The 26,994-nt window shown below is 69.1% G+C and carries 22 protein-coding genes; 13 read left to right on the top strand and 9 right to left on the bottom strand.

Features of this window, described 5'->3' with window-relative positions; all coding sequences use genetic code 11:
- Nucleotides 1-7: 7 nt before the first annotated feature.
- The 3 genes from ACQ859_RS29120 to ACQ859_RS29110 are packed head-to-tail and all read right to left on the bottom strand — an operon-like array spanning nucleotide 8 to nucleotide 3,611.
- Nucleotides 8-970 (bottom strand): pirin family protein, encoded by a 963-nt coding sequence (locus ACQ859_RS29120; RefSeq protein WP_431263902.1) that lies wholly within the window; start codon nucleotides 968-970, stop codon nucleotides 8-10.
- Nucleotides 967-1,377, bottom strand: a complete 411-nt coding sequence (gene cueR, locus ACQ859_RS29115; RefSeq protein ID WP_431263901.1) for a Cu(I)-responsive transcriptional regulator — start codon at nucleotides 1,375-1,377, stop codon at nucleotides 967-969. The genes ACQ859_RS29120 and cueR overlap by 4 nt, the downstream gene beginning before the upstream one ends.
- Complete coding sequence (locus ACQ859_RS29110) at nucleotides 1,374-3,611, bottom strand: heavy metal translocating P-type ATPase (RefSeq protein ID WP_431263900.1); 2,238 nt, start codon at nucleotides 3,609-3,611, stop codon at nucleotides 1,374-1,376. Before ACQ859_RS29110 ends, cueR begins: the two co-directional genes overlap by 4 nt.
- A gap of 149 nt (nucleotides 3,612-3,760) precedes the next feature.
- Between ACQ859_RS29110 and ACQ859_RS29105 the strand changes: the two genes are divergently transcribed.
- On the top strand, nucleotides 3,761-4,549 hold the full coding sequence (locus ACQ859_RS29105) for a tetratricopeptide repeat protein (RefSeq protein ID WP_431263899.1): 789 nt from the start codon (nucleotides 3,761-3,763) through the stop codon (nucleotides 4,547-4,549).
- A 135-nt stretch (nucleotides 4,550-4,684) separates the two neighbouring features.
- Nucleotides 4,685-4,879 carry a heavy-metal-associated domain-containing protein gene (locus ACQ859_RS29100; RefSeq protein WP_431263898.1) on the top strand — a complete coding sequence of 65 codons (195 nt, stop codon included), beginning with the start codon at nucleotides 4,685-4,687 and terminating at the stop codon, nucleotides 4,877-4,879.
- Nucleotides 4,880-4,896: 17 nt separating this feature from the next.
- Here ACQ859_RS29100 and ACQ859_RS29095 read toward each other — a convergent pair whose 3' ends face one another.
- A complete protein-coding gene (locus ACQ859_RS29095) occupies nucleotides 4,897-7,146 on the bottom strand; it encodes a molybdopterin cofactor-binding domain-containing protein (protein WP_431263897.1) in 2,250 nt (749 codons plus the stop codon).
- A gap of 1 nt (nucleotide 7,147) precedes the next feature.
- Nucleotides 7,148-7,618: a (2Fe-2S)-binding protein gene (locus tag ACQ859_RS29090; RefSeq protein ID WP_431263896.1), complete on the bottom strand. Its 471-nt coding sequence runs from the start codon at nucleotides 7,616-7,618 to the stop codon at nucleotides 7,148-7,150.
- 504 nt (nucleotides 7,619-8,122) lie between these two features.
- Here ACQ859_RS29090 and ACQ859_RS29085 point away from each other — a divergent pair.
- Together ACQ859_RS29085 and ACQ859_RS29080 are read left to right on the top strand one after the other, a co-directional pair.
- Nucleotides 8,123-10,879 carry a TonB-dependent receptor plug domain-containing protein gene (locus ACQ859_RS29085; protein ID WP_431263895.1) on the top strand — a complete coding sequence of 919 codons (2,757 nt, stop codon included), beginning with the start codon at nucleotides 8,123-8,125 and terminating at the stop codon, nucleotides 10,877-10,879.
- A gap of 440 nt (nucleotides 10,880-11,319) precedes the next feature.
- On the top strand, nucleotides 11,320-14,097 hold the full coding sequence (locus ACQ859_RS29080) for a TonB-dependent receptor domain-containing protein (protein WP_431263894.1): 2,778 nt from the start codon (nucleotides 11,320-11,322) through the stop codon (nucleotides 14,095-14,097).
- 122 nt (nucleotides 14,098-14,219) lie between these two features.
- Here the strand turns inward: ACQ859_RS29080 and ACQ859_RS29075 are convergent, their stop codons facing one another.
- Complete coding sequence (locus ACQ859_RS29075; protein WP_431263893.1) at nucleotides 14,220-15,185, bottom strand: LysR family transcriptional regulator; 966 nt, start codon at nucleotides 15,183-15,185, stop codon at nucleotides 14,220-14,222.
- Nucleotides 15,186-15,324: 139 nt separating this feature from the next.
- Here ACQ859_RS29075 and ACQ859_RS29070 point away from each other — a divergent pair, with 139 nt between their 5' ends.
- Nucleotides 15,325-16,536 (top strand): MFS transporter, encoded by a 1,212-nt coding sequence (locus ACQ859_RS29070; RefSeq protein WP_431263892.1) that lies wholly within the window; start codon nucleotides 15,325-15,327, stop codon nucleotides 16,534-16,536.
- A 64-nt stretch (nucleotides 16,537-16,600) separates the two neighbouring features.
- On the opposite strand, the gene ACQ859_RS29065 is transcribed toward ACQ859_RS29070, so the two are convergent.
- From ACQ859_RS29065 to ACQ859_RS29055, 3 genes are all read right to left on the bottom strand, one after another.
- Nucleotides 16,601-16,918: a type II toxin-antitoxin system RelE/ParE family toxin gene (locus tag ACQ859_RS29065; RefSeq protein WP_431263891.1), complete on the bottom strand. Its 318-nt coding sequence runs from the start codon at nucleotides 16,916-16,918 to the stop codon at nucleotides 16,601-16,603.
- Nucleotides 16,896-17,180 (bottom strand): hypothetical protein, encoded by a 285-nt coding sequence (locus tag ACQ859_RS29060; protein ID WP_431263890.1) that lies wholly within the window; start codon nucleotides 17,178-17,180, stop codon nucleotides 16,896-16,898. Before ACQ859_RS29060 ends, ACQ859_RS29065 begins: the two co-directional genes overlap by 23 nt.
- A gap of 120 nt (nucleotides 17,181-17,300) precedes the next feature.
- Nucleotides 17,301-18,086 carry a TetR/AcrR family transcriptional regulator gene (locus ACQ859_RS29055; RefSeq protein ID WP_431263889.1) on the bottom strand — a complete coding sequence of 262 codons (786 nt, stop codon included), beginning with the start codon at nucleotides 18,084-18,086 and terminating at the stop codon, nucleotides 17,301-17,303.
- A gap of 213 nt (nucleotides 18,087-18,299) precedes the next feature.
- Between ACQ859_RS29055 and ACQ859_RS29050 the strand changes: the two genes are divergently transcribed.
- From ACQ859_RS29050 to bioB, 8 genes are read left to right on the top strand one after another with little or no spacing between them, the layout of a single operon-like run.
- Nucleotides 18,300-19,907, top strand: a complete 1,608-nt coding sequence (locus tag ACQ859_RS29050) for a carboxyl transferase domain-containing protein (RefSeq protein WP_331613765.1) — start codon at nucleotides 18,300-18,302, stop codon at nucleotides 19,905-19,907.
- A gap of 27 nt (nucleotides 19,908-19,934) precedes the next feature.
- On the top strand, nucleotides 19,935-20,492 hold the full coding sequence (locus ACQ859_RS29045; RefSeq protein ID WP_431263888.1) for a GNAT family N-acetyltransferase: 558 nt from the start codon (nucleotides 19,935-19,937) through the stop codon (nucleotides 20,490-20,492).
- A 35-nt stretch (nucleotides 20,493-20,527) separates the two neighbouring features.
- Nucleotides 20,528-21,736 (top strand): alpha/beta hydrolase family protein, encoded by a 1,209-nt coding sequence (locus tag ACQ859_RS29040; RefSeq protein WP_431263887.1) that lies wholly within the window; start codon nucleotides 20,528-20,530, stop codon nucleotides 21,734-21,736.
- Nucleotides 21,733-22,545 (top strand): enoyl-CoA hydratase/isomerase family protein, encoded by an 813-nt coding sequence (locus ACQ859_RS29035; RefSeq protein WP_431263886.1) that lies wholly within the window; start codon nucleotides 21,733-21,735, stop codon nucleotides 22,543-22,545. Before ACQ859_RS29040 ends, ACQ859_RS29035 begins: the two co-directional genes overlap by 4 nt.
- A 12-nt stretch (nucleotides 22,546-22,557) precedes the next feature.
- Nucleotides 22,558-23,889 (top strand): adenosylmethionine--8-amino-7-oxononanoate transaminase, encoded by a 1,332-nt coding sequence (gene bioA / locus ACQ859_RS29030; RefSeq protein WP_431263885.1) that lies wholly within the window; start codon nucleotides 22,558-22,560, stop codon nucleotides 23,887-23,889.
- Nucleotides 23,879-25,084, top strand: coding sequence for an 8-amino-7-oxononanoate synthase (gene bioF / locus ACQ859_RS29025; RefSeq protein WP_431263884.1), 1,206 nt, complete (start codon nucleotides 23,879-23,881; stop codon nucleotides 25,082-25,084). The genes bioA and bioF overlap by 11 nt, the downstream gene beginning before the upstream one ends.
- The gene (gene bioD, locus ACQ859_RS29020; RefSeq protein ID WP_431263883.1) at nucleotides 25,081-25,803 is read left to right on the top strand and encodes a dethiobiotin synthase; all 723 of its coding nucleotides are present in this window, start codon (nucleotides 25,081-25,083) and stop codon (nucleotides 25,801-25,803) included. The genes bioF and bioD overlap by 4 nt, the downstream gene beginning before the upstream one ends.
- A complete protein-coding gene (gene bioB, locus ACQ859_RS29015; RefSeq protein ID WP_431048782.1) occupies nucleotides 25,800-26,885 on the top strand; it encodes a biotin synthase BioB in 1,086 nt (361 codons plus the stop codon). The genes bioD and bioB overlap by 4 nt, the downstream gene beginning before the upstream one ends.
- Nucleotides 26,886-26,994 lie beyond the last annotated feature (109 nt).

The raw sequence follows: 26,994 nt of genomic DNA, 5'->3' as shown, positions 1-26,994 counted from the left end.
GCCGCGTCTAGTGCGGCGTCTTGAGCGGCGGCACGACGGGCGCCAGCAGGCGTGGGCCGTCGAAGCCGTGGACCTCGCCGAAGCGGCCGCCGTCCTCGCGGCTGTTCCATTCCTCGGCGTAGACCTGCATCTCCTCGCGCGTGCGGCCGACGAAGTTCCAGAACAGCAGCACCGGCTCGCCGAACGGCGGGCCGCCCAGCAGCAGCGCGCGGCTCTTGCCGCCGCCCGACAGCAGCTTCAGCGATTGCGCGCCCGGTGCGATGTAGAGCAGTTCGCCGGGCTTGCTGGCGCCGGTGGACTCACCGTCGAGCGTCACCGACAACTCACCCTCCAGCACCATCAGTCCGTATTCCTGATCGGGGTGCAGCGGGATCGTCGCCTCGGCGGCGCGCGTGGCGCTCAGGTCCACGCCCAGCAGCGGCGTGTGGCTGGGCACCGGGGAGCGGTGGCCGCCGAACTCGCCGACCAGCAGCATCGTGTCGAAGCCGCCGGTGGAGAACGACGGCAGCTCGGGGAAATGCTCGAAGGCCGGCTCCCGATGGCGGACCGCGTCGGGCAATGCGATCCACAGTTGCGCCAGTTGCAGGCGGTCGGACTGCGACTCCTCCGTGTGGCTGATGCCCTTGCCCGCGGTCATCAGGTTCACCTGGCCGGGACGCAGCATCTGCTTGGAGCCCAGGCTGTCGCGATGCAGCACCTCGCCCTCGATCATCCAGCTGAAGGTCTGCAGGCCGGTGTGCGGATGAGGACCGACGCGCATCGCGTTGTCCGGCGTCAGGTCGGCGGGGCCGGCGTGGTCGAGGAAGCACCAGGCCGCGATCATGCGGCGCTTCGGTGTCGGCACCGCGCGCCGGATCGTCAGGCCGCCGACGTTGCCGAGGTGGGCGCTGATGCGCTCCCAGCGGGCCGGGACAGGATCGGTGGGGCTGCCGGACGCGGCACCGGATTCGGAATCGTGGGGGGCGCTCATGGGGTGGCTCCTTGTGCGAGGTCGTCGAGGATGGGGCAATCGGGGCGGTCGTCGCCGTGGCAGCAGTGCGCGAGCTCGGCCAGCGCGCGGCGCATCGCCTGCATCTCGGCCATGCGGCGGTCGAGGTCGGCGATGTGCGTTTCCGCGATGCGCTTGACCTGGCCGCTCGCGCGACGGCGGTTCTGCCAGAGCTTGAGCAGCTCGGCGATCTCCGCCATCGAGAACCCCAGATCCCGCGCGCGGCGGATGAAGCGCAGCGTGTGCACCTCCTTCTCGCCGTAGAGCCGGTAGCCCGACTCCGTGCGGGCGACCGGGGGCAGCAGGCCCAGCGACTCGTAATGGCGCAGCATCTTCGGCGACACGCCGGAGCGTTCGGCCGCCTGGCCGATGGTCAGCGGGGAGGTCATCGCGCGGCTCCTTTCCAGCGCTTGAGCAACAGGGCGTTGCCCAGCACCGAGACGCTGGACAGCGCCATCGCGGCGCCGGCGATGACCGGGCTCAGCAGGCCGAGCGCCGCGAGCGGCACGCCCAGCAGGTTGTAGATGAAGGCCCAGAACAGGTTCTGGCGGATCTTCGCGACGGTGGCGCGCGACAGCGCGATCGCCTCGGCGACCAGCCGCGGATCGCCGCGCATCAGCGTGATGCCGGCCGCTTCCATCGCCACGTCCGTGCCGCCGCCCATCGCCAGGCCGACGTCCGCGGCGGCCAGTGCCGGCGCGTCGTTGATGCCGTCGCCGACCATCGCCACCCGCGTGCCGTCGGCGCGCAGCCCGGCCACGATGCGGGCCTTGTCCTCGGGCAGCAGCTCGGCGCGGACCTCGTCCAGTCCCAGGGCGTCTCCCGCGGCCTTCGCGGCCGCGGCGTTGTCGCCGCTCAGCATCAGCGTGCGCAGACCCAATGCCTTCAGGTCGGCGATCGCCGCGGCGGACGTGGCCTTGACCTGGTCGCCGAACGCCAGCATCGCCAGCAGCACCGGTGCGCCGGGACCGTCGGCGGCCGCCAGCCACGACAGCGTGCGACCCTGCGCGAGCGCCGCTCGGGCCTGCGCCTCGAGCGGCGACAGGTCCACCCCGAGTTCCGTCATCCAGCGCCCGCTGCCCAGCATCAACGCGCGGGCCTGGACGCGCCCGTCGATGCCACGTCCCGCGACCGCGCGCACCGACGCGGCCGGTGCCGTCGTCAGCGCGCGTTCGAACGCGGCGTCGCGCACCGCGCGGGCCAGTGGATGTTCGCTGCCCATCTGCAGTGCCGCCGCGAGGCCGAGCGCATCCGCCTCACCGATGCCGGGCGCCGCGACGAAGTCCGTCAGCCGCGGCTTGCCCTCGGTCAAGGTGCCGGTCTTGTCGAACACGACCAGCCCGACGCGACGCGCCTGCTCCAGCGCTTCGGCGTCCTTGATCAGCAGGCCACGCCGCGCGGCGACGCCGGTGCCGACCATGATCGCCGCCGGCGTTGCCAGACCCAGCGCGCAGGGGCAGGCGATCACCAGCACGGCGACCGCGTGGATCAGCGCGCGTTCCCAGTCGCCGGTGGACAGTCCCCACGCCAGCAGCGTCGCCGTCGCGATGACCAGCACCGCCGGCACGAACACCGCGCTCACCTGATCGACCAGCCGCTGGATCGGCGCCTTGTGCGCCTGCGCGGACTCCACCAGACGGACGATGCGCGACAGCGTCGACTCCGCGCCCAGCGCCGTCACCTCGACCAGCAGCAGGCCGTCGCCGTTGACCGCGCCGCCGACGACGCGATCGCCTTCGGCCTTGTCCACCGGCAGGCTCTCGCCGCTGATCAGCGACTCGTCGACGGCGCTGCGGCCTTCGCGGATCCGGCCGTCGGCGGGAATCCGCTCCCCCGGCCGCACGACCATCAGATCCTTCAGGCGCAACTGCGCGAGCGGGACTTCCACTTCCATCCCGGGTTCAGCCGGACCGCGACGCACGCGGGCGTTTTCCGGACGGAGCTGCTTGAGCGCGGCGATCGCGCTGAGCGTCTGGCGCTTCGCGCGCCCCTCGAGCCACTTGCCCAGCAGCACCAGCGTGATGACGGCGGCGGCCGATTCGAAGTACAGCGCTGCGCTCATCGGCCCTTGCCGCACCAGCTCATAGACGCTGAGACCGTAGGCCGCGCTGGTGCCGAGCGCGACCAGCAGGTCCATGTTGCCGCTCCGGTCCTTCAGCGCGGCCCAGCCGGCGCGGTAGAAGCGTGCGCCGAGCCAGAACTGCACGGGGGTCGCCAGCGCCAGCTGCCACCAGCCGGACAGCATCCAGTGCGCGCCCCAGGCCATCGCGATCATCGGTGCGATCAACGGCAGGGTCAGCAGCGCGGCGGTGAGCACAGGCCAGCCGGTCGTGGCCCAGGGCGGCGGGGGAGGCGGCGTGTCGTCTTCGGCGACGATCTCGTGGGCCTCGTAGCCGGCCTTCGTGATCGCGGCAATGAGCGCCTCGGTGGCGATGCCCGCCTGCGTGCGCACGGTGGCGCTTTCCGTGGCGAGGTTGACTTCGGCGCCTTCCACGCCGGGCACCTTGCGCAGTGCGCGCTCGACGCGATTGACGCAGCTGGCGCAGGTCATGCCGGACACGGCGAGCTGAAGCTCGCCGGGGGCTCCGGCGGAGGTGAGGTCGGGGGCAGTGGCGGTGTTCATGGCGTCAGTCTCAAGCTTGCCATGATGGGAAGGTCAAGGCCATGCCCCGGATGGGAGATGTCGGCGACACTGCCGAGAGGGACTTCGCTCAGGCCCGAGGTCGACAGCGATGTGCTCAAGCCTTCGCTCACGTGGGATTGGGATAAAAATTGGAAGAGAACGCCATGAAAGCACCAATGATCATGCGCCGCAGCAAGCGTTGGGTTTTGCTTGCGCCGCTCGGTGTCATGGTGCTGAATCTCGCGCACGCCGCGCCAAGCTCGACCGACTGTGAGGCATGGCATCGCGAGGCTAAGCCGAGCAACTTACCGCTTCCACTTGAATCATTGCGACGTCTTGAACAGCGCCATCCAGAATGCCTGGGCACCGGCATGTTTGATGTGCATCTCGCGGATGAATATCTTCTGTCCGGAGACGCGACCAGCGCAACGCGGGTGGTGGAACGTGCCCTCATGAAGCAGAACAACGCGAGACCCAATCTGCTTCATATGCAAGTGCGGATTGATCTCAAGCTTGGCAAGACTGATCAAGCGATTCGTTGGGGAGAGGCGATGGCAATGGATTACCCAACGTACACGCCGATTCAATTCGAACTGGCTGCGATCGCAAGCAAGCGGCAGGATTGGCCGCGTGCCCTAGGCTACGCCCGGCGTGCATACGAAATTGAAGGCAGCGCACGGTCGTTGCTCAGCATGGCCGCAGCTTTGCATCAATTGGATCGCCACGAGGAGTGCATCGCTGCTGTGCGGCAGGCCCTGAAGCTGGAGCCGGGACGTATTGCAAAGATCAGCGGGCTGCTGGAAGGCATCTACTCACTGGGCGTTCTGAACCGCCGTGTGGAGGCGGCGGAACTGGTGCGACAGCACATTGCAGCGAATCCCAATTGGCGAGCCAATGCGGCCTTCGTGGAAGCTGCCAGGGCGTTGGGAGTTGTGTGATCAGCAGCGGTGTCGCGGGCACGGGCGATCGAGCCGCGGATCGCGCACCCCTGCGCAAGGACTTCCGCGAAGCTTGACCTTCCTACCATGGCAAGCTTTACCCTCCGTTCCATTCCCATCCCGAACGGAGTTCCCATGCATGAATTCAAGCTCCCCGACATGAGCTGCGGCCACTGCCGCGCCGCCGTGACCGAGGCGGTCAAGGAGGTCGACGAACACGCTGCGGTGAACGTCGACCTGGCCCAGAAGACGGTGACGGTGGAAAGCGCCCTGAGCCGCGAGCAGCTCGCGGGCGTGCTCAGCGAGGCCGGTTACCCGCCGGCCGCCTGAGCGTCGGAGCGGGCCGGTCAGGCCTGCTTGAGCGCGTCGCTGTCGAACGGCAGCTGGCGCAGCCGCTTGCCGGTCGCCGCGAAGATCGCATTGGCCACCGCCGGCGCGATCGGTGGCGTGCCGGGTTCCCCGATGCCGCCGGGGGCCTCGTTGCTCTGGACGATGTGCACATCGACCTTAGGCATCTCGTTCAGGCGCAGCACCGGGTAGTCGTGGAAGTTGCTCTGCTCGACCTTCCCGTCCTTGAACGTGATGCGTCCGTACAGCGCTGCCGACAGCCCGTAGACCACGGCGCCTTCGATCTGCCGCGAGATCGTCTGCGGGTTGACCGTTTGACCGCAGTCGACGGCCGCCGTCACGCGGTGGACCTTGATGTCGCCGTCCTTGGCCACGGAAACTTCCGCCACCTCGGCGACCCAGGTGCCGAAGCTTTCCGCCACCGCGATGCCCCGATGCCGCCCCTTGGGCAGCGGCCGGCTCCAGCCGGCCTTCTCGGCGGCCAGCAGCAGCACGCCGCGGGCGCGCGGGTGTTTCTCGAGCAGCGCCAGCCGGTACTTCAGCGGATCGGTCTTGGCGGCATGCGCCAGCTCGTCGATGAAGCTCTCGATGAAGAACGCGTTCTGCGAATGCCCCACCGAGCGCCAGAACCACACCTGCGGTCCCGGCTCGGCGCGGCCGTAGGCGATGCGCTGGTGCGGGATCTCGTAGGGATGGTCGGCGAGACCCTCGACGGCCATCGAATCGACGCCGTTCTCGGGGATCTTCATGAACCCCGACGCGGCCATGATCGACGGGCTGGCGACATCGGCGCGCAGCATCAGCGGCTGGCCCTGGTCGTCGAGCCCCGCCTCGAAGCGCACCCGCGAGGTCGGGCGGTAGTAGCCGGCAGCCATGTCGTCCTCACGGGCGTAGACCAGCTTGACCGGACTGCCGCTGAGCTTGGACAGCAAGGTCGCGTCGATGGTGAAGTCCGGCGCGAAGCGGCGGCCGAAGCCGCCACCCAGCAGCATCGTGTTGACCTTCACCTTGGCCGGCGTGACCTGCGCCACCTGCGACAGGATGCCCTGCGCCGGGCCCTGGCTCTGCGTGCCGGCCCAGATGGTGACCTCGTCGCCCTTGACCCAGGCGAGGCAGTTCAGCGGCTCCATCGCGGCATGCGCGAGGTAGGGCACGTCGTACTGCGCAGACAGGTTGCGCGCGGCGTTGGCGCTGCCGTCCTTGACGTTGCCCACTTCGCGCGCGATCGCGGTGGCGTTCTGCAGCCCTTCGTCGAGCGCGCCCGAGACCTTGTCCGACGACAGGTCCGCGTGCGCGCCCAGGTCCCATTCGATGCCGAGCGCGTCGCGGCCCTGCTTGGCGGCCCAGTAGCCGTCCGCCAGCACGGCCACGCCCGACGGGATCGCGATGACCTTGCGCACGCCCTTCACTGCCTTGGCCTTGCCTTCGTCGAAGGCCTTGGGCTTGGCACCGGCGATCGGCGCGCGCGCCATCACCGCGACCAGCAGGCCGTCCACGTGCGCATCGATGCCGAACTTGGCCGTGCCGTTGATCTTGGCCGCACTGTCCAGCCGGCGCGTCGGCTTGCCCATGATGCGGAAGTCCTTGCGGTCCTTCAGCGCGGGCTTGTCCGGCACCGGCTGCTTCGCGGCCGCCTCGACCAGCGAGCCGTAGCTCGCCTTGCGGCCGTTCGGGCCGATCACCTGGCCGCGTTCGGTGCGCAGCGACGAGGTGTCGACCTGCCACTGCTTCGCCGCGGCGGCGACCAGCATCTGGCGCGCCGCGGCGCCGGCCTGGCGCACCGGTGTCCAGTGCGCGCGCACAGTCGTGCTGCCGCCGGTGGCCTGCATGCCGAACATCGGGTTGTTGTAGGCCGCGTCCGCCGGCGCCTGCTCGACGGAGACCAGCGCCCAGTCGGCGTCCAGTTCCTCGGCCACCATCATCGGGATGGCGGTCAGCACGCCCTGGCCCATCTCGGCCGAGCCGCAGACGACGGTGACCTTGTTGTCCGGCGTGATGCGCAGCCAGGCGTTGGGCGCGAAGGTGTTGGAGACGGCGCCTGCCGGCGTTTTCGCCGTCGTCGTCTGCGCCAGCGCCGCGCGGCCGGCGGCCAGCGGCAGCGCGAAGGACACGGTCAGCGCCGCGCCGCCCTTGAGCAGCGAGCGGCGGCTTGGAGAAGCGGGAGCGGCACCGGCGGCGGCAGCGGAAGCATCAGCCGCGGTCAGCGAGGCCGCCGTGGGCGTCCCGTCCTGGTCGAAGAGGATGTCCATGTCAGCCTCCCTTCGCCAGCGTGGCCGACGCGTCGTGGATCGCCGCCCGGATCTGGTTGTAGGTGCCGCAGCGGCAGACGTTGCCGCTCATCGCGCCGTCGATGTCGGCGTCGGAGGGCTTCTTCTTGCCGGCCAGCAGCGCGCACGCGCTCATGATCTGGCCGCTCTGGCAGTAGCCGCATTGCGGCACGTCGATCTTGAGCCAGGCGTGCTGCACCGCCCGGCCGGCCGGCGTGGCGCCGACGCCTTCGATCGTGGTGATCTTCTTGCCGGCGGCCGCTTCCAGCGGCGTCTGGCACGAGCGGACGGGCTGGCCGTCCAGATGCACGGTGCAGGCGCCGCACAGCGCCATGCCACAGCCGAACTTGGTGCCGGTCAGTTGCAGGTCTTCGCGCAGCGCCCACAGCAGGGGCATCTGCGGATCGGCAGCTAGCGTCACCGCCTTGCCGTTCACGGTCATCGAAATGGACATGGGGGTTCCTCCTGGGGACGCCTGGGCGGATCCGCCGCGCCCGGCCCTTCTGACGGGGGCCGGGTCTTGCGGCGGGGGTGCGCAAGCGTATCCCTTTCGAACTTCCGGCGTGCGGGGGCCACGTCATGCCCCACCCCCTCCGGACCAACCCGGAAGGGTTAACTCGCATGAGTGGGCGGTCACCGCACCTGAATGGTGCTGTTACGTGGGCAGAGGGTTTTCCCTTCCTGGCACCGATGCCACCCCCGTTTCCGTACCACCTTCGCCCGCTTTTGCGGCAGTGGGGCGATCAGCGCCCGTGAATGCGACAGGTGGACGCCATGCGGTGAATGTTTGTTGCTGTTTTGCAATGGATGACGACGGACATGGGGGTGAGCCCTCCCCAGAATCCGCCCCCTCGCGCCCACCGGGGACACCCCCGGGCGCGACCCGGTGCCGACCCGGCTGCCGGTCCCCTCGGCCGATGCGACCCATCCGGCCCTTCATCAATTCGCAAGTGGAAGTATGAGAAAAAACACCCAGCTCTCCCTGTCCCTGAGCGCCGCCGCCGCGCTGCTGTGCTGCGCCCAGGTCGCGCAAGCCCAGGAACAGGACACGACCCAGCTTCAGCGCGTCGAGGTGACCGGCTCCAACATCAAGCGTCTGGCGTCCGAAACCGCCTCGCCGGTGCAGGTCTACAACCGTGAAGAGATCCGTCGCACCGGCGCCAACACCGTGCGCCAGGTGCTGGACACGCTGACCTCGACGTCGAGCAACGAGATCCGCGACGACGGCAACAACACCAGCTTCGCGTCGGGCGCCTCGGGCGTGTCCATGCGCGGCCTGGGCAAGGGTGCCACGCTGGTGCTGCTGAACGGCCGCCGCGTCGCCAACTTCGGCCTGGCCGACGGCGCCAAGGACACCTTCGTCAACGTCGACTCGATCCCGGCCGATGCCGTCGAGCGCGTGGAAGTGCTCAAGGACGGCGCGTCCGCCATCTACGGCTCCGACGCGATGGCCGGCGTGATCAACATCATCACGCGCCGCTCGTACAACGGCGTCGGCGCGTCCGCCAGCTACACCTTCAACGAGAACCCCAGCGAGGGCGCGCAGCGCCAGGCCAGCATCGTGGCCGGCTTCGGCGATCTGGAGAAGGACCGCTTCAACGTCTTCGCCAACATCGAGGCCTACCGCCGCGAGGGCTACACGGTCGCCGACATCAAGGGCGACTACCCGGCCTGGCACAAGGGCATCTTCAACCCGGCCTTCGGCGATCCGAGCCTGAGCTCCTTCCCGGGCAACCTGCGCGTGGGCACCAACCGCGTGCCGGTGGCGGGCTGCACGACGCTGAACGCGTCGGGCCAGTGCGTGACCGATGTGAACGGCCTGAACCCGGTCTCCGATCCGGCCAAGCGCATCAACTTCTTCAGCGCCGCCCGCGCGAAGGTGACCGAGGACATCCAGGCCTTCGCCGAGGTGTCCTACTCGAAGACGACCACCGAGTACCGCAACCTGCCGATGACCATCGGCGCCGGCGCGACCTCGCGCTGGTACGACGGCTTCAACAAGGTCGCGCAGTCGGTGCCGCATCCGGTGCTGTCCGCCACGAACCCGGCCAACCCGACCGGCGGTCCGGTGGGCATCGACTACCGGTTCATGGATGACCCGAGCATCTTCAACTATGACGGCACCGGCAAGCAGTACCGCGTGCTGACCGGCGTGCAGGGCACCTTCCGCGAGATGGACTGGGAAGTGTCGGTCGGCCGCAATGCGGCCGAGGCCGACAAGCTGAGCCGCTGGGGTTCGCGCGACCTGTTCACCGCCGTCGCTTCCGGCGAGTACAAGATCGGCGGCCCGAACAGCAAGGAACTGCTGGACCGTCTGTTCCCGGTCAACGGCTCCGAGGGCAAGAACCATCAGACCTGGGTGGACGCCAAGCTGAGCGGCGAGCTGTTCCAGCTGCCGGGCGGCCCGCTGGCCTTCGCGCTGGGTGCCGAGCACCGCCAGGAAGGCGTGTCGATCAAGTCGACCGACAACGTCATGAAGGCGCAGATCGTCGGCCGCGGTTCGGTCCTGATCGACGGCTCGCGCAACCTCGACGCCGCTTTCCTGGAACTGAACGCCCCGGTGATGAAGCACCTGGAGCTGAACGGCGCGCTGCGCTTCGACAAGGCCACGGGCTTCGACGGCCGCGTGTCGCCCAAGCTGGGCGTGCGCTTCGAGGTGATGCCGCAGCTGCTGCTGCGCGGCACGGTGGCCGGCGGCTTCCGCGCGCCCAACATCCCCGAGACGCTGGGCCAGGTCGGCGTGACCGGCTTCTTCAACTCGACGGTGGACCCGCGCCGCTGCGAGACCGCGACCCAGCTGCGCGACATCCTGAAGAACGGCAACGCCGCCGACAAGTCCGACGCCACGCTGGCCTACAACAGCGGCTGCCTGGCCTCGGTGCCGGCAATGATCTCGGCCAACCCGAACCTGAAGCCGGAGACGTCCAAGAGCATCACCCTGGGCTTCGTGTTCGAGCCGACGAAGAACGCGTCGATCGCCGTCGACTACTTTAAGATCGAGCGCAAGAACGAGATCAACTCGCGTGATCCGGACTATGTGCTGGAGCGCGAAGGCAAGGCCGGCTACGAGGACATGATCAGCCGCGGCCCGGTCACGGCGCAGGAGCAGGCCTGGGCCGACCGCGCCAACCAGCTGGCGCCCGGCAGCAACCTGGCCTGGGGCGCCGGTCAGATCACGTCGCTGCTGCTGCAGTACGAGAACTTCGGCAAGACCGAGACCTCGGGCGTGGACATCGACGTCAAGGGCCGTGTCGCGGCGGGTTCGTTCGGCACGCTGAACCTGGGCGTGGCGGCGACCTATGCGCTGACCTACAAGGCCTGGGACATCGACGCCAACAACTGGCGTCCCAACCAGGTCGGCCTGTACCAGAACCCGCGCCTGAAGGCGGTGTTCTCGGCGGCGTGGAACAAGGGCGACTGGAGCACCGGCCTGCGCTTCAACTACACGTCGAAGACGGCGCTCAACCGCGACGAGACGGATCTGGCCTCGTGGGGCGAAGCCGCCTGCCAGACCCGCCTGAAGCCGGGCAGCCTGCCGTGCTTCATCGACGAGGACCTGCGCACCGACTTCAACCTGGCCTACACCGGGATCAAGAACCTGCGCCTGTCGCTGAACGTGCTGAACCTGATGGGCGACGAGCGTCCGGTCAACCTGCGCGACGGCTACAGCCTGCGTCCGCGCAGCTACAAGGTGGGCGCGTCCTACGACTTCTGATCGCCCTGAGCGATTGCCGGACACCGCCGTCGAGGCCTCCTCGACGCGGTCGTCCGCGACCCTCGAGCCCGGCCCTGGCCGGGCTTTTTCGTTTCCGGAACGAATCGATAAATTTGCGCAAAGGACGTGCGGAGGGCGCGCAAGACCTGACTCCCCGATCGCGTATTCGTCGGGCCCGGACCCCCGAACGGTGGGCGATCGAGGGCAAATCGGGACCGGGTAAACGCGCAGCGGGATGACTTGTTTCAGGGTATCCGCCAATAGTTCTGTCGCATTGATGTATCACTTCAAACACATGAATTTACATAGGCGTGTGACGCATTAGTGTCACTGCAACAATTTGCCAAGCGCCCGCGGTGAGCTCCATCGAGCCCATCGTCCGAGAAGCGCTCAGCAAAACGGCGCTTGATCGAGCGCCACTCTTCGAGGATCACCCCGTCATGTCCCGTCCTATCGAAAAGCAAGGCAAGCTGGTCCTGACCAGCATCGCGATTGCCAGCGGCTTGTTCTGCTCGGCAGTGTTCGCCCAGAGCGAGCCCGCCTCGACCCAGCTTGAACGCGTGGAAGTCACCGGCTCCAACATCAAGCGTCTGGCGTCGGAAACCGCGTCGCCGGTGCAGGTGTACAACCGCGATGAAATCCGCCGGACCGGCGGCAACACCGTGCGCCAGGTGCTGGACACGCTGACCGCGACGACCAACTCCGAGTTGCGCGACGATGGCAACAACTCCAGCTTCGCCTCCGGCGCGACCGGCGTGTCGATGCGCGGTCTGGGCAAGGGTGCCACGCTGGTGCTGCTGAACGGCCGCCGCGTCGCCAACTACGGTCTGGCCGACGGCGCCAAGGACACCTTCGTCAACATCGACTCGATCCCGTCGGACGTGGTCGAGCGCATCGAAGTGCTGAAGGACGGCGCATCCGCCATCTACGGCTCCGACGCAATGGCCGGCGTGATCAACATCATCACGCGCCGCAACTACAACGGCATCGGCGCCTCCGCGAGCTACGTGTTCAACGAGAACCCCGGCGTCGGCGACCAGAAGACGGCCAGCATCGTGGCCGGCTACGGCGACCTGGACAAGGACCGCTTCAACGTCTTCGCCAACATCGAGGCCTATCGCCGCGAGGGCTACACGGTGGCCGACGTCAAGGACGACTACCCGGCGTGGCACAAGGGCATCGTGCTGCCGACCTTCGGCGATCCTTCGGTGCTGTCCTTCCCCGGTAACGTGCGCAACCCGACGACCAACGCCCGCGTGCCGGTCACCGGCTGCACCACGGTGTCGGCCGGCGCCTGCGTCACGGATCTGAACAGCCTCAACCAGGTGTCCGATCCGGCGCATCGCGTCAACCTGTACACCGCCGGCCGCTTCAAGGTGAACGAGGACATCCAGGCCTTCGCCGAAGTGTCCTACTCCAAGACGACGACCGAGTACTACAACCTGCCGATGACGATCTCGTCGGGCGCGACCTCGCGCTGGTACGACGGCTACAACAAGGTGGCCCAGTCGGTGCCGAACCCGCGCCTGGCGGTCGGCAACCCGGCCAACCCGTTCAGCGTGCCGGTCGGCATCGACTACCGGTTCATGGATGACCCGAGCATCTTCGGCTACGACAACGACGCGAGCCAGTACCGCGCGCTGATCGGCGTGCAGGGCACCTTCCGTGGCTACGACTGGGAAGTGGCCGGCGGCCGCGTCGGCGCCAAGGCCGACAAGATCAGCCGCTGGGGCTCGCGTGACCTGTTCAATGCCGTGGCTTCCGGCGAATACAAGATCGGCGGCCCGAACAGCAAGGAACTGCTCGACAAGTATTTCCCCGAGCAGGGCATGAACGGTAAGAACCATCAGAACTGGATCGACGCCAAGGTGAGCGGCGAGCTGATGCAGCTGCCCGGCGGCCCGCTGGCCTTCGCGCTGGGTGCCGAGCATCGCGAGGAAGCGGTCAGCGTCATCTCGACGCAGAACGTCCTGCGCGCCGAGATCGTCGGCCGCGGCTCGGTGCTGATCGACGGCGAGCGCAAGCTCGAGGCGACCTTCCTGGAGCTGAATGCGCCGGTGTGGAAGGGGCTGGAGCTGAACGGCGCGCTGCGCTGGGACAAGGCTTCGGGCTTCGACGGCCGCGTGTCGCCCAAGCTGGGCGTGCGCTTCGAGGTGCTGCCGCAGCTGCTGCTGCGCGGCACGGTGGCCGGCGGTTTCCGCGCGCCCAACATCCCCGAGACGCTGGGTCAGGTCGGCGTGACCGGCTTCTTCAACAGCCAGGTGGACCCGCGCCGTTGCGAGACCGCGACCGCCCTGCGCAACATCCTGCAGAAGGGCACGGCGGGCGACCGTTCGGACGCCACGCTGGCATTCAACAGCGGCTGCCTGGCCTCGCTGCCGGCGATGATCTCCGCCAACCCGAGCCTGAAGCCGGAGACGTCGAAGAGCATCACCCTGGGCTTCGTCTTCGAACCCACGAAGAATGCGTCGGTCGCCGTCGACTACTTCAAGATCGAGCGCAAGAACGAGATCAACTCGCGCGATCCGTCCTACGTGATGGAGCGTGAAGGCCGGCCCGGTTACGAGAGCATGATCAGCCGTGGCCCCGTCACCGCGCAGGAGCAGGGCTGGGTCGACCGTGCCAAGGTCCTGGACCCGACCGGCGCCGCCAACCTGTCGTGGGCGGCCGGCCAAGTCACCGCGCTGCTGCTGCAGTACGAGAACTTCGGCAAGACCGAGACTTCGGGCGTGGACATCGACGTCAAGGGCCGTGTCGCGTCGGGCTCGTTCGGCACGCTGAATCTGGGCGTGGCGGCGACCTACGCGCTGACCTACAAGCCGTGGGACATCGATGCCAACGAATGGCGTCCGAACCAGGTGGGCAAGTACACGAACCCGCGTCTGAAGGCGGTGTTCTCCGCCTACTGGAACAAGGGCGACTGGACCACCGGCCTGCGCTTCAACTACACCTCGAAGACCTCGCTCAACTATGACGAGACCGACGAGGCGGCGTGGGGCGAAGCGGCCTGCCGTTCGCGCCTGAACCCGGGCAACCTCGCCTGCTTCATCGACGAGGACCTGCGCACGGACTTCAGCCTGTCCTACACCGGCATCAAGAACCTGCGCCTGTCGCTGAACATCAACAACCTGATGGGCGACGAGCGTCCGGTGAACCTGCGTGGCGGCTACACCATCCGTCCGCGCGCCTACAAGTTCGGCGCTTCGTACGACTTCTGACGACGAGGCCGGCTCCGGCCGGCCCGTCCCGGAACGACACACCCCAGGGGCCGCAAGGCCCCTTTTCATGCCTGGTCCGCTCGTCGGATCCGCCCGCCTCGGCGCGGGTCTCAATGCGCGCCTCAACGCCGGCGTTTCGCTTTCCGTGCGTCGGGCGCCGGCGCGCGCACGCGCGCCTGGTCCTTGGAGTGCTCGAAACGCGCGGCCAGCGCGTCGATGAACAGCCGCGTGCGCGCCGGCAGCAGGCGGCGCGACGGGAACACGAGCTGCAGCGGGCCGACTTCACCGGCCCATTCGGGCAGAACCTCGACGAGACGGCCGTCGTCGAGTTCGTCGACCACGTCCCACACCGCGCGCCGCACCAGGCCGAGGCCGGCCAGGGCCCAGTCGTGGGCCTGTTCCCCGTTGTCGGTGACGAGCCGGCCCTGCACGGTGACCGTGCGCGGCGACGGTGACACCGAGGGATCGGCGGGCATGAACAGCCAGTCCGACTGGCGGGTGGCGATGCGCTCCTGCAGGATGCAGTCGTGGTCGACGAGGTCCTCGAGCGAGCGCGGTACGCCGCGGCGGCGCAGGTAGTCCGGCGTGGCGCAGAGCACGCGCCGGTTGGGACCGAGGCGGCGCGCGACCAGCCGCGAGTCCGCCGGTCCGCCGATGCGCACCGCGCAGTCGAAGCCTTCCTCGATCAGGTCGACGAGCGCATCCGACAGCGAGACCTGCACGGTGACGTCGGGATGCTCGCGCATGAACTCGGCGGCCAGCGGGCCGACGCAGCGCCGGCCCAGCGCGACGGTCGAGGTGACGCGCAGCAGCCCCCGCGCCTGCTGGCGGCCTTGCGTGAGTTCGGCCTCGGCGTCGTCGATGTCGGCGAGGATGCCCTGGCATCGTTCGAGGTAGATCGCGCCCTCGTCGGTCAGCGCGAGGCGTCGCGAGCTGCGCTGCAGCAGCCGCACGCCGAGGCGGGCTTCCAGCCGCGCCAGCCGCTTGCTGCCGACGGCGGGAGAGAACCCGAGCTCCCGCCCTGCCGCGGACAGACTGCCCGCCGCAACGGCGCGCACGAACAGGCGCATGTCGTCGAGTTCATTCATTCCGGATCTTCCATCGAGACTGCATCATGTGGCGGCCATCTTTTCCATTCTGGAACAGATGCTTCTCTCTTTCGACGGATTCCCATCCGGGGAGCGACAGATCACAGTGCGGACCATTGAATCAACGTTGGAGCCGCCCGTGACCTCCCTGTCTTCCACCCTCGACGATGCCGGCGCCAAACCGGTGGCCGCACGCGGTTTCCCGTTGCCGATCCTGGCCCTGGCGCTGGCGGCCTTCGCGATCGGCACGACCGAGTTCGTGATCATGGGCCTGTTGCCCGCGATGGCGCAGGACCTGGCGGTGAGTCTGCCGCGCGCGGGCCTGCTGGTGACGGGCTATGCGCTGGGCGTGGCCCTGGGCGCGCCGCCGCTGGCGGCGCTCAGCGCGGCCTGGCCGCGCAAGCGGGCGCTGCTGGTGCTGATCGCGCTGTTCATCGCGGGCAACGTGTTGTCGGCGATCGGCGGCGGCTACTGGACGGTGATGGCGGGGCGCATCGTCGCGGCGCTGGCGCACGGGTCTTTCTTCGGCATCGGCGCGGTGCTGGCGAGCGAACTGGTCGCGCCCGACCGAAAGGCCGGCGCGATCGCGCTGATGTTCACCGGCCTCACGCTGGCCAACGTGCTGGGCGTGCCCCTGGGCAACCTGATCGGCCAGGAGTGGGGCTGGCGCGCGAGCTTCGGCGCGGTGGCCGGGTTGGGCATCGTCGCGGCGATCGCGCTGGTCGCGTTGCTGCCGAAGACGAAGGACGCCGACGCCGGTGCCCAGGCGGGCAACGACTGGTCGGTGCTCAAGCGCCCGCAGGTGCTGATCGCGCTGGCGCTGACGGCGGTCGGCTTCGGCGGCATCTTCACCGCGTTCACCTTCATCGCGCCGATGCTGGCGGAGGTCACCGGTCTGACGCCGGGATGGATCACCGGCGTGCTGTTCCTGTTCGGCCTGGGCCTGACGATCGGCAACACGGTGGGCGGCAGGCTGGCGGACTGGAAGTTGATGCCGTCGCTGATGGGCGTGCTGGTCGCGCTGGCGATCGTGCAGGGGCTGCTGGCGGTGGTGCTCGACTGGCAATGGCCGACGATCGTGACCGTCTTCGTCTGGGGCATGGCCGCCTTCGCGACGGTGCCCGGATTGCAGATGCGGATGATGCAGCAGGCGCCCGATGCGCCGGCGCTGGTGTCGACGCTCAACATCGCGGCGTTCAACCTGGGCAACGCGGGCGGCGCGTGGCTCGGCGGGTGGATGCTGACGCACGGGGCGTCGTTGCGCTCGCTGCCGATGGCGGGGGCAGGGCTTGCGGTGGTCGGGCTTGGATTGGCGGTGCTTAGCGTGGTGATCGAGAGGCGGGCTCGCTGAGCTCAGCGACGGCTGCAATGAAGAGGGGCGACCGGAAGCGGTCGCCCTGTCACAAGGCAGTCCTTCAATGCATTGAAGGCAGTAGTTGCGGCGGATTCGGCCAATCGCGTCGGGCGTGCACGACGTCGAGCACTTCGAGGGAATTGGAAGTGATTCGGTACGGCACGAGGTAGTTCGCAGTCACCACGATTTCCCTGATGCCGTCCACGCGCGAGGATGCGCGATAGAGCTTGGGGAAAGCCATTGCGAAGCGCAACTTCCTCCAGATCAACCGCCTCAGCTCTTCCGCGGCCAAGGTGTTGTGTCGCGCGATCTCGGCAATGATCAGTCGATAGCGCAGATGAGCTCGAGGCCGCCATTCAAGCGTTGTGGGGTTGTCCATGGACGCTCCGGAAGCCTTGAATGATTTCCTCGGTTTCTCGCATGACGACATCGTGCGGGATGTTCGGGCGAGGGTCCTCGATCGAGAGGCGGATCTGCTCGCGATACCAGTCGTCCCAGGCGTCCTGGTCGAAGTTGTCCTCGCTGATGCGTGGAGCGTATTCGCCCGGTGCGGGCGTGGGAATTTGAACCGGCGATGAGACGGCGCCGAGCAGCTCTTCAACTACGGGATTGATGTCGAGATCCACGATGTGGTGCTTCATGAATCGACTCGAAAGTCGGAGCCGTCATCGTTGCCGAACAGGCGTTGTCGGGCTATTACCTCAACTGCTGATCTTTTGACCTTCCCAGGTCTTGCGCGCCTCGTAGCGCTGCGCTGAGGGTCAGGCCTTGCCGTCGACGGCGTCGATACCGCCATCGAGCGCCTGCGCCACGCGGGCCTTCAGTCGTCGCAGCGCCTTGAGCTCCTGGTCCGGCGCCTGCAGCGCCGGCCACAGCAGCGCGACCAGGTCGCGCGCCGCCGCGTCCACCTGGATCTGCCGGCCGGCGATGATCACCTCCCACAGCATGTGCTCCATCGGCCCGAAGACCAGCGAGCGCAGCAGCCGCAGCGGGATGTCCTGCCGGACCTCGCCTTGCGCCTGGCCGCGCGCCAGCAGGTCCATCAGCGGCGCCGTGTAGCGCCGCTGCAGGTCGACGAAGGCCGCGCCGAAGTCCTGGCCTTCGCCGCGCGCCACCGGTGCCTCGCGCTTGCGGCCTTCCGACAGCACCAGCTCGCACAGCCCCGTGCCCTGGATCAGGAACAGCCGCAGGTGGGTGTGGACCACGAACTCCAGCTGGTCCCGGATCGGCCGCTCGCGCGGCAGGCCCGATTCGATCGCCTCGATGATCTCGTCGTACCAGTCGCCGATCACCCGCATGCAGAGCTCGCGCTTGCCGCGGAAGTAGGTGAAGACCGTCGCCTCGGAGATCCCCAGCCGCTGCGCGATCTCGGTCGTCGTCGCGCGCTCGTAGCCGCGCTCGGCGAACACCGCACGGCTCGCGCGCAGGATGTCCTTCACCCGCTGCCCGGCCTTCGCGCTCACCGGCGAGCGGCGCTGCGCCGGCAGGGCGGCCGCGGACGGCGGATCGAGGCGGATGTCCTCCCGGGACAGCGGTGTCGGGCTCATGGCGCCGCATTCTCCGGGTTTATTGAGCCGGGCTCAAGTCTGTGCGAGTTCGGCTGGGGTCCGTCTTGGAAAGGTTCGCCATCTGGCTTATGCTTCGCGCCTTGCGCCGCTCCGGCGATCCCGGAATCGCGCTTTCAGCCAGCGCTTGTGCACCGAATTGAGCGCGGCTCATAAGACGGACGACGACCGTCCCCAGACCGGAGACCCAGACCCATGCCCCAGCTGTCCACCAAGCTCAACGCCCGCTCGGCCGACTTCAAGGCCAACGCGGACGCGATGCGCGGCCTGATCGACGACCTCAACGCCCGGCTGGCGAAGATCGCCGAGGGCGGCGGCGAGGCCGCGCGCGCCAAGCACGTCGGGCGCGGCAAGCTGCTGCCGCGGGACCGCGTGGAGATGCTGCTGGACCCGGGCACGCCCTTCCTGGAACTGGCCCCGCTGGCGGGCCTGGACATGTATGACAACGCCGCCCCGGGCGGCGGCGTGATCGCCGGCATCGGGCGCGTGTCCGGCGTCGAGTGCGTGATCGTCTGCAACGACGCGACCGTCAAGGGCGGCACCTACTACCCGATCACCGTCAAGAAGCACCTGCGCGCGCAGGAGATCGCGGACCAGAACCGTCTGCCCTGCATCTACCTCGTGGACAGCGGCGGCGCCAACCTGCCCAACCAGGACGAGGTGTTCCCGGACCGCGACCACTTCGGCCGCATCTTCTTCAACCAGGCCAACCTCTCCGCCAAGGGCATCCCGCAGATCGCCGTGGTGATGGGCTCCTGCACCGCGGGCGGCGCCTACGTGCCGGCGATGAGCGACGAGACCGTCATCGTCAAGAACCAGGGCACGATCTTCCTGGGCGGCCCGCCGCTGGTGAAGGCCGCCACGGGGGAGGTCGTCACCGCCGAGGACCTGGGCGGCGGCGACGTGCACACGCGCCTGTCCGGCGTGGCCGACCACCTGGCCGAGAACGACACCCACGCATTGGCGATCGCGCGCCAGTCCGTCGCGCGGCTGAACTGGCGCAAGCAGGGCGAGCTGCTGACGCAGGCGCCGCAGGCGCCGGCCTACGATCCCGCCGAGCTGCACGGCGTGATCCCCACCGACACCCGCAAGCCCTTCGACGTGCGCGAGGTCATCGCCCGCATCGTCGACGGCAGCGCGTTCGACGAATTCAAGGCGCGCTACGGCAACACGCTGGTCTGCGGTTTCGCGCACATCGAGGGCATGCCCGTCGGCATCGTGGCCAACAACGGCATCCTCTTCGCGGAGAGCGCCAACAAGGGCGCGCACTTCATCGAGCTGTGCTGCCAGCGCAAGATCCCGCTGGTGTTCCTGCAGAACATCACCGGCTTCATGGTCGGCCGCAAGTACGAGAACGAAGGCATCGCCCGTGCCGGCGCCAAGATGGTGACGGCGGTCGCGTGCGCGCAGGTGCCCAAGTTCACCGTGATCATCGGCGGCAGCTTCGGCGCCGGGAACTACGGCATGTGCGGCCGCGCCTACTCGCCGCGTTTCCTGTGGATGTGGCCGAACGCCCGCATCTCGGTGATGGGCGGCGAACAGGCCGCGTCGGTGCTGGCCACGGTCAAGCGCGACGGCATCGAAGGCAAGGGCGGCCAGTGGTCCGCGGACGAGGAAGAAGCCTTCAAGGCGCCGATCCGCCAGCAGTACGAGGACCAGGGCCATCCGTACTACGCCAGCGCCCGGCTGTGGGACGACGGCGTCATCGACCCGGCCGACACGCGCCGCGTGCTGGCGCTGGGCCTGTCCGCCGCGCTGAATGCCGAGATCCCCGAGACGAAATTCGGCGTGTTCCGGATGTAAGGTGCCGACCTTCGCTCCGCCCGCGCCATGACCGCTCCGACGATGACCGACCTGACCCTGCGCCCGCTTGGCGCCGATGATTCCATCGAGGCCCTGACCGCGCTGCTGCACGCGTCCTACGCGTCGCTGGCGGCGCAGGGCTGGAACTTCACCGCGGTCGACCAGAGCATCCAGACGACGCGCGAGCGCGTGGAGAGCGGGCAGGCCTTCGTCGCGCTGACCGCGACCGGCGAGCTGGTGGGCACGGTCACCGTCGCGCCGCCGAAGCGGCCCGACGGCCGCTACCTCGGCGACCCGGTGCCCGAGTGCTACACGCAGGCCGATACGGCCATCCTGGCCCAGCTCGCCGTGCATCCGTCGTGTCGCGGGCAGGGCGTCGGCGAACGGCTGATGGACATCGCCGAAGCCTGGGCGCTCGCGCAGGGCTATGCGCACGTGGCGCTGGACACGGCCGTGCCTGCCGAGGCACTGCGCCGCCGCTACGAGCGCCGCGGCTACGCGTTGATCGGCGACGTGCAATGGGCCGGCAAGACCTACCGCAGCGTGCTGATGCGCAAGGCGCTGGGCGCGGGGGCGCGCGCATGACACGCCTTGCCCACTCGATCCGCACGATCCGCACGATGCGCCGAACCTCCTGCCTCGCCGCGCTCTGTCTGGGCGCCGTCCTCGGCCTGGCCGGTGTTGCCGCGCGCGCGGAGGACACGACCACCGGCGATGCGCAGCCCGCGGCGCCCGTCCGCCTGGCCAACGACATCCGCGAGGCGGTGATCCGCGTGCCGGTGTCGGTCGAGAACCACCTCGGTCGCAAGCTGGACGCGGACCTCATCGTCACCACCTTCCGTCCGCCGGGCCCGGGGCCGTTCCCGCTCGTCGTCATCAGCCACGGGCGTCCGCCGCAGGAGGCGAAACGCGCGGCCATGCCGCGCCAGCGGCTCGAGGCCGCGGCCCGCTTCTTCGTCCGCAAGGGCTTCGCGGTGGCGGTGCCCACGCGCATCGGCTACGGCGAGCTCGCGGCCGTCGGCGATCCCGAGGCCAGCGTCAAATGCGATGCGCCGCGCTACGCGTCGGCGGCGGAAGCCGCGGCGGCCGAGCTGTCGGCGGTCGTGCGCCACCTGCAGTCCACCGCGGACATCGACGCGAAGCGCGTCGTGCTGATCGGCCAGTCGCTGGGCGGTTTCGCGACCATGGCGACGACCGGCGAACGCCTGCCCGGCGTCGTCGCGGCCATCGACTTCGCCGGCGGACACGGCGGCAATCCCGACACGCGCGCGGGCGAGCCTTGCCGGCCTGATGAACTGCGACGTCGTTTCGCCGACTTCGGCCGGCGCGCTGCCGCCGATGGCCTGCCGGTGCCCACGCTGTGGGTCTTCACCGAGAACGACCGTTTCTTCGCGCCGCAGCATCAACGCCGCTGGGCCGAGGCCTACCGCGAAGCAGGCGGCCTGGTGCAGACGCGCGAGATGCCGGCCTTCGGCGAGGACGGCCACCAGCTGTTCGCGCGTGGCAACGACCTCTGGCAGCCGATCGTCGATGCCTTCCTGAAGCCGCTCGGCTTCCCCGTCCCCGGCGCGCTGCCGGCACCGGTCGGCGGGACCGCCGTCACGGACGAGGTGCAGGGCCTGCCGGCGAGCCGGCTCGCGACCGGCTATCGCAAGTTCCTCGCCGCGCAGGAGCCGCGCGCCTTCGCCACCAACGGTTCGCGCTGGGGGTACGCCTACGGCGACGACGCCCAGTCGCGCGCGCTCGCCCTGTGCGACCAGTTCACCGACGGCGAGGAGCGCTGCCGCCTCTACGCCGTCAACCGGACGGTTGTCTGGAGCAAACCATGACCACGAACGACGCCCTCCCCACGACGCTGCGCGTTGAACGCGCCGGCCCGAACGACGCGATCGCGCGTGTCACGCTGAACCGCCCCGACGTCCGCAACGCCTTCAACGACACCGTCATCGGCGAGCTGACCGCGGTGTTCGAGTCGCTCGGACGTGACCCGTCGCTGCGCGCGATCGTGCTCGCCGCCGAAGGCAAGGCCTTCTGCGCCGGCGCCGACCTGAACTGGATGAAGGCGATGGCCGGCTACAGCTGGGACGAGAACCACGCCGACGCCGGCCGCCTCGCCCAGATGCTGTGGACGCTCTACAGCTGCCCGGTGCCAGTGATCGCGCGCGTGCAGGGCGATGTCTATGCGGGCGGCGTCGGTCTGGTGTCGGTCTGCGACATCGTCGTGGCCGCCGAGTCCGCCGGTTTCTGCCTGTCCGAGGCCAAGCTTGGCCTGCTGCCCGCGACCATCGGGCCCTACGTCGTGCGCGCGCTGGGCGAGCAGGCCTCGCGCCGCTACTTCGTGACGGCGGAGCGCTTCTCCGCGACCGAGGCCCATCGCCTCGGCCTCGTCCACGAACTGGCGGCCGACGTCGAGGCGCTGGACGCGAAGGTCGACGCGCTCACCGCCGCGCTGCTGGCCAACGGCCCGGCGGCCGTGCGCGCGTGCAAGCGCCTGGTCCAGGACGTCGCCCACGCCCCGATCACCGCGACGCTGCGTGACGACACCGCGCGCCGCATCGCCGATATCCGCGCCAGCGCCGAAGGGCGCGAGGGCGTGCAGAGTTTCTTGTCGAAGGGAAAGCCCTCGTGGCTGGTTTGAAAGTTTTCTTGAATGTCTGAAGCAGTACGACAAGACTGGCAGCGCCGCAGCCTCGCGGCGGTCTGGCACCCGTGCACGCAGATGGCGCGCGCGCAGGACGTGCCGCCGCTGCCCATCGCCCGGGGCGAGGGCCCCTGGCTGTTCGACCACGAGGGTCGGCGCTATTTCGATGCCAACAGCTCGTGGTGGGTCAACCTGTTCGGCCACGCCGACAAGGGCCTGAACGAAGCGATCAAGCATCAGCTCGACACCTTGCCGCACGTGATGCTGGCCGGCTGCACGCACGAGCCGGCGGTCCGCCTGTCCGAGCGCCTGTCCGCCCGCACCGGCGGTGCGCTGGGGCATCTGTTCTTCGGCAGCGACGGCGCCTCGGCGGTCGAGATCGCGCTGAAGCAGAGCTTCCATTCCTGGCGCAACCGCGGCCTCACGGACAAGCGCGAGTTCGTCTGCTTGAAGAACGGCTATCACGGCGAGACCATCGGCGCGCTGGCCGTCACCGACGTCGCGATCTTCCGCGACGCCTACGACCCGCTGCTGATGCGCAGCCACATCGTGATGTCGCCGGATCAGCGGCTGGGCAACGAGGCGCAAGCGATCGACGAGATGCGCGCGCTGCTCGCGGCGCGCCACGACCACATCGCCGCCGTCATCGTCGAGCCGCTGGTGCAGGGCGCGGCCGGCATGTCGATGTACGCACCGAGCTACCTGAAGGCGCTGCGCGCGCTGTGCACCGAGTTCAAGGTGCACCTGATCGCCGACGAGATCGCCGTCGGCTGCGGCCGCACCGGCACCTTCTTCGCCTGGGAGCAGACGGTTCCCTCGACGAAGGCGGACTGGCCCGACTTCCTGCTGCTGTCCAAGGGCATCACCGGCGGCACGATGCCGTTGTCGCTGGTGCTGACGACGGACGACGTGTACGAGGCCTTCTGGTCGCAGGACGTGACGCGCGGCTTCCTGCACTCGCACAGCTACACCGGCAATCCGCTGGCATGCGCCGCCGCCAACGCGGTGCTGGACCGTTTCGATGCCGGCCAGCTCGAGCGCAACCAGCAGCAGGCCGCGTGGCTCACCGAAGCCTTCGCGCCCCTGGCCGCCGACCCGCGCGTCACGCACCTGCGCCAGCGCGGCATGATCCTGGCCTTCGACCTCAACCCGAAGACGACGGCGCCGGTCGAGCGCTTCTCCGAGAAGTTCCACCTCGCGGCGCGCCGGCATGAACTGTTGATCCGTCCGATCGGCCAGACCGTGTACCTGATGCCGCCGTACCTGATCGACGCGGCGACGGCGACGTTCCTCGCGAACGCCGTGAGCGCGACGCTGGAGGAGGTGCTCCATGCTGCTTGATCACCTGCAAGCCAAGCTGGACGCGATCCGCGCCCAGGACCTGACGCGCTTCACCCGCATCGCCGAGACCGGCACCGCGCCGCGCCAGACGGTGCGCGGCGCCGATGGCATCGCGCGCGAGCTGACGATGTTCTGCAGCAACGACTACCTCGGCCTGGCCGCGCATCCGGCGGTGGCCGCGGCGTTGGTCGAGGGCGCGCAGGTCTACGGCGGCGGCTCGGGCGCGTCGCCGCTGGTGAGCGGGCATTCGCGCGCGCACCACGACGTGGAGGCGCTGCTGGGCCGCTGGTTCGAGCCGCATATCCCGGGCGCCAAGGCCATCGGTTTCTGCACCGGCTACATGGCCAACCTCGCGGTGGTGACCGCGCTGGGCGACGCCGACGCGGAGATCTTCAGCGAGACGCTGAACCACGCCTCGCTGATCGACGGCACGCGGCTGGCGAAGGCCAAGGTGTCCCGCTATGCGCATTGCGACGTCGATGACCTGCGCAGGCAGCTCGCGGCGAGCACGGCACGCGTGAAGCTGATCGTCACCGATGCCGTCTTCAGCATGGACGGCGACATCGCGCCGCTGCCGGCGCTGCTGGCCGCGGCCGAGGAATTCGACGCCTGGCTGATCATCGATGACGCGCACGGGTTGGGCGTGCTCGGCGAGAACGGCGTCGGCTCGCTGGAACACTTCCAGCTGCGCAGCGAGCGGCTGATCCTCGTCGGCACGCTGGGCAAGGCAGCGGGTCTCGCGGGGGCCTTCGTCGTCGCGCATTCGACGATCACCGACTACCTGCTGCAGGCGGCGCGCAACTACATCTTCTCGACGGCCTCGCCGCCGGCGGTGGAGCATGCGTTGCTGACCAGCCTCGAGCTGATCCGAGGCGACGTCGGGCGCCAACGCCGCGCTTCGGTGCGTGCGTTGCAGGCGCGGCTGCGCGAAGGCATCGCTGCGTTGCTCGATCGTCATCCGACCTTGACCTGGAAGCTGGCCGATTCGCAGACGCCGATCCAGCCGCTGATCGTCGGCGGCAACGCCGAGGTGATGGCACTTGCTGCCGCACTGGAGCGCGAAGGCCTGCGCGTGCCCGGCATCCGTCCGCCGACGGTGCCCAAGGGCGAGGCGCGCTTGCGCATCACGCTGTGCGCGACGCACACGGAGGCGGACGTCGATCGCCTCGTCGCCGCGCTGGAGGCCTGCGCATGAGCACGATGCATCCGCTGCACGGCTTCTTCATCACCGGCACCGACACCGAGATCGGCAAGACCTGCATCACCGCCGGCCTGACGCGCGCGTTCGACGGCCTGGGCCGCTACGTGACGCCGATCAAGTCGCTGGCCGCCGGCCAGACGCAGACCGCCGACTGCGTCTGGGTCAACGAGGACGTCGCCTTGCTGCATGCCGCGCAGCAGCAGGGCATGACGATGGACGAGGTCGGCCCGCTGCAGTTCCGCGAGCCCTGCGCGCCGCACATTGCCGCGAAGCTCGAAGGCCGCGCCATCGACCGCGCCGCGCTGCTGACCGCGATCCGGCGCTCCGCCTCCAAGGGCGACTTCGCGCTGATCGAGGGCGTCGGCGGTTTCCGCGTGCCGCTCACCGACGACTGGGACACCGCCGACCTGGCCGTCGACCTGGCGATGCCGGTGGTGCTCGTCGTCGGCCTGCGGCTGGGCTGCATCAACCACGCGCTGCTGACGGCCGAGGCCGTCCTCGCGCGCGGCCTGCGCCTGGCGGGCTGGGTCGCCAACACCGCCGATCCCCATCAACCCCATGTGGCGGACAATCTGGCCGCCTTGCACGCCCGGCTCGACCAGGGCTTGAGCGTGCCGTGCTGGGGCCATGTGCCCCGGCTCCCAGATCCCTCTCCCGCGGCCGTGGCCGCGCACCTGCAGCAGCCGCTGCTGTTGAACGCATTGAAAGCATGACGATGAAGCAGACCGTCAACCAGATCCAGACGCTGACGCCCACCACCGACGAGCAACGTCGCAACGCCAAGCCCTGGACCGTCAACGAGATCGCCGCGCTGTTCGAGCTGCCGTTCAACGACCTGCTGTTCCGCGCGCAGCAGGTGCATCGCGAGCACTTCGACCCGAACGCGGTCCAGCTATCCACGCTGCTGTCCATCAAGACCGGCGGCTGCGAGGAGGACTGCAAGTACTGCCCGCAGTCGGCCCACTTCGACACCGGCCTGAAGGCCGAGAAGCTGATCCCGCTGCAGGAGGTGATGGAGGCCGCCCGTGCCGCCAAGGCCAACGGCGCGACCCGCTTCTGCATGGGCGCCGCGTGGCGTTCGCCGAAGGAGCGCCACCTGGAGGCCATCGGCGAGATGATCTCCGAGGTCAAGGCCATGGGCCTGGAGACCTGCCTGACCGCCGGCATGCTGGGCGACGGCCAGGCCGAGCAGCTGCGCGAGGCGGGGCTGGACTACTACAACCACAACCTCGACACCTCGCCGGAGTTCTACGGCCAGATCATCACGACGCGCACCTACCAGGACCGCCTGGACACGCTCGAGCGCGTGCGCGGCGTCGGCCTGAAGGTGTGCTCGGGCGGCATCGTCGGCATGGGCGAGACCCGCCGCCAGCGCGCCGGCCTGATCGCCCAGCTGGCCAACCTGGATCCGTATCCGGAGTCGGTGCCCATCAACAACCTGGTGCAGGTCGAAGGCACGCCGCTGGCGGGCACGGAAGCGCTGGATCCGTTCGAGTTCATCCGCACGATCGCGGTGGCCCGCATCACGATGCCGCGCGCGATGGTGCGCCTGTCCGCCGGTCGCGAGGAGATGCCCGAGACGATGCAGTCGCTGTGCTTCCTGGCCGGCGCGAACAGCATGTTCTACGGCGACAAGCTGCTGACCACCAGCAACCCGCAGGCCGAGAAGGACCGCAAGCTGATCGACCGCCTGGGCATGCACTGCGCGACCGAGGCCGAGCTGAGCGCCGACACCGTGCCGGGCTGCGCGCCGGTGGGCGAGGACGCCGCGGCGTCCTGCGGCCATCGCCATTGAGCGGCACGACCCGACCTGCACCGACCTGACGACGCGTGACGGCCAATGCCGGCGCGCGGCCCCGGACGATCGCGAAGCGCGGCCTTCCGGGCGCACCCGGCGCGAAGCG

The sequence above is a fragment of the Roseateles chitinivorans genome, from assembly GCF_050632235.1.
In the GTDB taxonomy this organism is placed as follows: domain Bacteria; phylum Pseudomonadota; class Gammaproteobacteria; order Burkholderiales; family Burkholderiaceae_C; genus Roseateles; species Roseateles chitinivorans_A.
This window is presented reverse-complemented; position numbering and strand designations above follow the sequence as displayed.

Bases quoted from the DNA above. Each gene is read 5' to 3' on its own strand.
- ACQ859_RS29085 (WP_431263895.1), top strand. From the start codon at position 8,123: ATGAGAAAAAACACCCAGCTCTCCCTGTCCCTGAGCGCCGCCGCCGCG.
- ACQ859_RS29080 (WP_431263894.1), top strand. From the start codon at position 11,320: ATGTCCCGTCCTATCGAAAAGCAAGGCAAGCTGGTCCTGACCAGCATC.
- ACQ859_RS29120 (WP_431263902.1), bottom strand. From the start codon at position 970: ATGAGCGCCCCCCACGATTCCGAATCCGGTGCCGCGTCCGGCAGCCCC.
- ACQ859_RS29040 (WP_431263887.1), top strand. From the start codon at position 20,528: ATGCGCCGAACCTCCTGCCTCGCCGCGCTCTGTCTGGGCGCCGTCCTC.
- ACQ859_RS29060 (WP_431263890.1), bottom strand. From the start codon at position 17,180: ATGAAGCACCACATCGTGGATCTCGACATCAATCCCGTAGTTGAAGAG.
- ACQ859_RS29110 (WP_431263900.1), bottom strand. From the start codon at position 3,611: ATGAACACCGCCACTGCCCCCGACCTCACCTCCGCCGGAGCCCCCGGC.
- ACQ859_RS29100 (WP_431263898.1), top strand. From the start codon at position 4,685: ATGCATGAATTCAAGCTCCCCGACATGAGCTGCGGCCACTGCCGCGCC.
- ACQ859_RS29090 (WP_431263896.1), bottom strand. From the start codon at position 7,618: ATGTCCATTTCGATGACCGTGAACGGCAAGGCGGTGACGCTAGCTGCC.
- ACQ859_RS29045 (WP_431263888.1), top strand. From the start codon at position 19,935: ATGACCGCTCCGACGATGACCGACCTGACCCTGCGCCCGCTTGGCGCC.
- bioA (WP_431263885.1), top strand. From the start codon at position 22,558: ATGTCTGAAGCAGTACGACAAGACTGGCAGCGCCGCAGCCTCGCGGCG.
- bioB (WP_431048782.1), top strand. From the start codon at position 25,800: ATGACGATGAAGCAGACCGTCAACCAGATCCAGACGCTGACGCCCACC.
- ACQ859_RS29065 (WP_431263891.1), bottom strand. From the start codon at position 16,918: ATGGACAACCCCACAACGCTTGAATGGCGGCCTCGAGCTCATCTGCGC.
- ACQ859_RS29095 (WP_431263897.1), bottom strand. From the start codon at position 7,146: ATGGACATCCTCTTCGACCAGGACGGGACGCCCACGGCGGCCTCGCTG.
- bioD (WP_431263883.1), top strand. From the start codon at position 25,081: ATGAGCACGATGCATCCGCTGCACGGCTTCTTCATCACCGGCACCGAC.
- ACQ859_RS29055 (WP_431263889.1), bottom strand. From the start codon at position 18,086: ATGAGCCCGACACCGCTGTCCCGGGAGGACATCCGCCTCGATCCGCCG.
- cueR (WP_431263901.1), bottom strand. From the start codon at position 1,377: ATGACCTCCCCGCTGACCATCGGCCAGGCGGCCGAACGCTCCGGCGTG.
- ACQ859_RS29075 (WP_431263893.1), bottom strand. From the start codon at position 15,185: ATGAATGAACTCGACGACATGCGCCTGTTCGTGCGCGCCGTTGCGGCG.
- ACQ859_RS29050 (WP_331613765.1), top strand. From the start codon at position 18,300: ATGCCCCAGCTGTCCACCAAGCTCAACGCCCGCTCGGCCGACTTCAAG.
- bioF (WP_431263884.1), top strand. From the start codon at position 23,879: ATGCTGCTTGATCACCTGCAAGCCAAGCTGGACGCGATCCGCGCCCAG.
- ACQ859_RS29035 (WP_431263886.1), top strand. From the start codon at position 21,733: ATGACCACGAACGACGCCCTCCCCACGACGCTGCGCGTTGAACGCGCC.